This window comes from Zarconia navalis LEGE 11467 (assembly GCF_015207075.1).
Classification (GTDB): domain Bacteria; phylum Cyanobacteriota; class Cyanobacteriia; order Cyanobacteriales; family Geitlerinemataceae; genus Zarconia; species Zarconia navalis.
Window position 1 is genome coordinate 1 of record NZ_JADEXN010000429.1, and the last position, 5083, is coordinate 5083.

Genomic DNA, 5083 nt, shown 5'->3' on the forward strand with positions numbered 1-5083 from the left:
CTCGATCGGTTGAGTCGAGAGCCATTCTACCCTAGGCTTGTACTGGTAAACTTTGCCCGGAAATCCGTCATTTCATGCTGCTGAGCCTCAAAAAACTGCTGGTTTTCCCCATTGTCTTTCTTGCACTGCGATTTTTTTTGCCCTACTTGGGTTTGGAAGGTCAGGTTCGTTCTGAGGTAGAAGTGAGTTCCCAAACCGCAGCCGTTCGAGGGGAAGAACCCATTGAAGAATCTATTGAAGAACCCATCGAAGATCCGATGGCATCTTGGCGGTTGAAAAATGTAGACGTACTGGTGTATGGAGATGAATTGCCCGGAGTTTGTGCGGCAATTTGGGCCAAAAAGCAACTGGGGGAAACGGGTAGAGTCGTCCTGGCGCGATCGAATAGAACCAAGGAACAATTTGGTGGGTTGGTATCCAGAGGAGGATTGGCATTTCTCGATCTCGATAAAACCTATTGGGAAATTCAACCCACCGCTCAATGTTGGCTGCAATTTTTACAAAAAGCGAACGTTTGGGAATCTTGCGTAGGGGCGCACAATACCGATCGGGCAATTCGAGAAATGCTGGTGGAAGCGGGTGTTGAAGTCATTTCCGATGCTCCTCTGGTTCCCAAAGTGAAAGATAAACAAATTCGCTATGTCGATATTGAAGCGCGACAACTTCGGATTTTTGCTTCTGCCTACATCGATGCGACTCAAGATGCTCAATTGGCGATCGATGCCGGTGTACCCTATTGGCAAGGTTTTGAGTCGCAAGATGCCAGTTTAGCCGATTCAACACTATCAGTATCGATCGTTCCGGTAATTTCGGGTCTCACCATCGACGATATTAAATATTTAGAACGATCCCTACAATCCGATCCTCAACTTCTTGCCCGTATTGAGGAGCAGATTTTCAGATTTCATGGGGTTGAAGGATCGAAATTTATCATGACCAATTTCGATAAACCTATCTATCAACCCTATCTCGATGGCTATTTAGTACTGAGCGCCGTTTTGGGTGGTGCCTATCATCTCGATCGCAATATTCCCTACACCTTTTCGTCGATGAATAGTCTCTTTTTCGACAAAGCCAATATTTGCGCGTTTGAAGATGGTTCTTTGTCTTGGAATGGTTTCTTATTTAAGCTCAGTACCACTGAAATTCTCCAAATCGAACAAAACAATTTTCGACCCACAGAATCGATGTTAAATTCGATGAATGAGTTGGAATTTTGGTTACAGGAAAAATTAGGTAACGATGCGATCGAAGTTTTTGTTCCTCCAGAAATTTACGTTCGTCAAAGTGTTAACGTGAGCGAAGTCGTCGATACTCTAACCGGGCGAGAAATTGTTCAAGGTGGAACCGCCCCCGAAAATTCGATCGGCAGTTTTTCCTATGAATTTGATTTTCGAGGTGGCGTCAATGGACTCTCAATTTCTGTTCCGCCGATGCCGATTTTTAACTTTGGCATTGAAAATGCTTTGGCCAAAAACATTGACAATTTAGCCATTGTCGGACGCGCTTCGGGATACGAAGGTATTGCCGTTTCCGTCGGTCGAATTAATACCGTCAATACTTATCAAGGACAAGGCATCGGGGTAGCTGCGGCCCTAGCCGTTCAGTCGGAAGTTTCGATTAATTCGATCGTCTCTTCTCAAGTGCGACAAACCCTCGAAAATATGACGGGATTAACGACTCAATTTTATGGGGTGGAGACCAGTCCCGAGATCGATAAAACAAATATTCGGTAGTCAGTATTTGGCGATCGGCTAATAGGCGCGAGATTGACTTTGAGAGATCGCCTAGAATTTACGGTACAAACCTACCAATACGTCACCCCGTGAGTTTTGTCAGTCAACCAGCGCTGGTTCTCCCCAAGCCCCAGTGGTGTCAAAGACGCGCAATCGTGTCGAATATCAAGGGTTAACGCTCTGAGGCTCGCACATCAGGTCTTAAGCCGATGTGAAAACACCGATCGCCAGAGATCCTCTTGTGCGCGGGGGGTCTCCCCCCAAGAGCCGGGGTGCGCGACAAACCTACAATTACAGACAGTTGACACCACTGCCCTAAGTCCCGATCGCCAATTGCTACAAAAGCGCGATCGATCCGGCTTATCGCCCCAAAACAGCGTATATTCAAATGCACCGAGCGCTCGGGAAATATTTTATGGCGGTTATGGCGAAAACCAAACTACACGCATTTGTCTTGGCATTGGTGTCGATCGTTCTTTCTGTTTTCATCGTCATCGGTTGGCACGCACCATCTTATCCCATCGAGTTTAACCCGCCCGATCGCGGTGCGCCGGGACGTTTGATCGGCGCGGGAACTCGGTTTTCCGGAGACTCCGGCACCACACGCGGCTCGACAAATCTGCGTCAAGTAGAAATCGAGATGGACTCGACGATCTTGGAGTGCCCCTTCACCGCCCTCGTTCCCCAGGTCGGAGGGAAAAACTACGGTCTTACCCTGGATGAATATCCCACATTTTTTATTCACATACCCAAAATACCTGGAGCGATCGTCGAGTTTACTCTTTCTGGCGAAAATGGCGAGGCGCTCTATCACACGCGTTATCTGACGGCCGAACGAGATGCCACTTTCGGGATTAGTCTACCGCGCCACGCCAACGTACCGCCTCTGGAAGTCGATCGAATTTATAGCTGGCAAGTTTCTCTCGAATTCAAGTCGAGTTCGATTTATGTGGTACGAGGTGAAATCGAACGGTTCGAGGCGACCCCAGAATTTGCCAAAACCTTGGAAGAAGCCAGCCTGGGGGAAAAAGTAGTGCTGTACGCCGAAGCCAGCCTTTGGTACGATGCCGTTAAGGCATTAGCCGATCTGCGGCGAGCCGATCCGGGTAATCTTCAACTGAGGGCGGATTGGATCGAGCTAATGAATGCAGTGGGGTTGGCTGACATTGCGTACAAACCTCTTCTGTAGTGTCATTGAGGTAATTTAGGGCGACGCGATCGCCACAGCAACATGACAGAATCACTGACCGGGCGAATGCTCCTCTCTCACAATTTCGATCTTCAGGAAGAAATTGTCCCCAAACTCACTCGCGAACAGTTTTCGGAGGTGTTTGAGGAGGGACTGGGTTCTCGCGACAATGTGGCTTGTCAAGCTATCGAGCATCCTCATTGGATCGTAGAGGTTCGGTTCGATAGCGATCGCATTTCTCCCGAAGAAGTGGGCCAACTGTGCGCTACGGTACTGTGGGAAAAGCGGCAAACGCAAAAGTCACCCGATCGCCCGTTCCCTCACATTCTGATACTCGCCGGTTGCAAAACCACCCCCGCCTCGAGTCCATCTCCCACAGCCTTGCAACCGGGGGAATGGGGAGTGGATGTGGTGGAGACTCCCGATGCTGAGATATTTTTGCAGGCTTTGGGTTGGGAAGCCGCCATTGCGGGGAAAGCGCCGGATGCGGTGTTTAAAGTCGAACGACGTTAGGGAGAATTCGCAAGCGCGGAATTCGGAGTTCGGAAAGGGAAGAAGGTATCCGCGAGCAACTCAAAATTGTCTATTCTCCATTCCCCGTTCCCACCCAGAATTTCTATTCGTTCGCATTAAATATGAAATCTGAACCCAATCGCCGCGAGAAAATCGATCGAATCGTCGTCAGTGCCGCTCAAATGAAGGCGATCGAAGAAATGGTCTTCGAGGCGGGAATGCCCGTTGCGGCCCTGATGGAAAAAGTTGCCGGGGCGATCGCTCGTCGAATTTGCACTCTGTATCCGTCCCCGATGCAGGTCGGTATTTTGGTCGGCCCGGGACATAATGGCGGCGATGCCCTGGTGGTAGCGCGGGAGTTACACTTTCGAGGCTATGGCGTGGTGGTATACCGCCCCCTATCCAAAAGTAAGTCTCTGACTCAACACCATGCCCAGTATGTCGAGAGTTTGGGCATCGAACTGAGCGATCGCCCCGATAAATTGTTCTCCTGCGATTTAATTGTGGATGGGTTGTTCGGCTTTGGCTTAACCCGATCGCTCAAGGGGGAGATCGCCCAAACCATCGATCGCATCGCCAGCAGTTCGATTCGGGTGGTGAGTATCGATTTGCCCTCGGGATTGCACACCGATACCGGGAAAGTCCTGGGAACGGCAATTCGCGCCACTCGGACGTTGTGCCTGGGCTTGTGGAAACGAGCATTTTTGCAAGATCTCGCCCTGGAATATCTCGGCGAGGTGGAATTAATCGATTTCGATCTGCCCCTCAAAGAGATCGAAGCGGTATTGGGGAAATCCCCTCACCTCCAACGCCTCACCCCAGACATGGCTAGGGCGGCTTTACCCCTGCCCCGCCCCTCGAGAACCCACAAGTACGATCGCGGACATTTGCTACTGGTCTGCGGTTCTCGTCGTTACTCCGGTGCGGCAATTTTAGCCGGGTTGGGTGCCAGAGCAAGCGGTGTGGGAATGCTGTCGATCGCCGTACCGGAGTCGTTGAAGTTGATGCTAAGCGATCGCCTTCCCGAAGCGTTGATTATCGGCTGTCGGGAAACGGAAACCGGGGCGATCGAGCGTTTGAGCGGCGAGATCGATGTCGATCGCTACGATGCCATCGCCTGCGGACCGGGGTTAACAAAAGATGGAGTTCGTGCAGTAGAAGCCGTGTGGGGCGCTCCCTGCCCGATTCTTTTGGATGCCGATGGCTTGAATATTCTCGTACAATTAGGAACGTTTTTGCCCAAAGAAGCACCTCTACTGTTGGCCGGAGAAAGCGGGTTGCGAGGGGCGCAGACAGTATTTACCCCCCATCCGGGTGAGTTTCGCCGCCTCTTTCCCGATCTCGTGGAGCATTTAGAGGATGTTCCAACCGCTGCCCGAGGTGCGGCCCAGCAGAGTGGGGCGATCGTGGTACTCAAAGGTGCGCGCACGGCGATCGCCCATCCCGACGGTACGGTTTGGCTGAACGCCCAAAGTACGCCAGCCCTGGCACGAGGCGGTACGGGGGATGTCCTCACCGGACTGGCAGGGGGGCTGATGGCGCAAGGCGCAAAGCAAACCGATTCGATCGCTCCTAAAGTATGCGCGGCGGTGTGGTGGCACGCCCAAGCCGGAATTCTCGCCGCCCAAGAGCGATCGGAATTGGG

4 protein-coding genes are annotated in these 5083 nt (G+C 51.5%); all 4 read left to right on the forward strand.

Features of this window, described 5'->3' with window-relative positions; genetic code table 11:
• Positions 1–74 precede the first annotated feature (74 nt).
• Positions 75–1736, forward strand: coding sequence for an FAD-dependent oxidoreductase (locus IQ235_RS18625; protein WP_264322909.1), 1662 nt, complete (start codon positions 75–77; stop codon positions 1734–1736).
• A gap of 424 nt (positions 1737–2160) precedes the next feature.
• A complete protein-coding gene (locus tag IQ235_RS18630; protein ID WP_264322910.1) occupies positions 2161–2925 on the forward strand; it encodes a DUF928 domain-containing protein in 765 nt (254 codons plus the stop codon).
• Between the two features lie 42 nt (positions 2926–2967).
• A complete protein-coding gene (locus IQ235_RS18635; RefSeq protein WP_264322911.1) occupies positions 2968–3438 on the forward strand; it encodes a DUF2656 domain-containing protein in 471 nt (156 codons plus the stop codon).
• A 122-nt stretch (positions 3439–3560) separates the two neighbouring features.
• Positions 3561–5083: NAD(P)H-hydrate dehydratase (locus IQ235_RS18640; RefSeq protein ID WP_264322912.1), on the forward strand; the 1523-nt coding region annotated here is incomplete at its 3' end.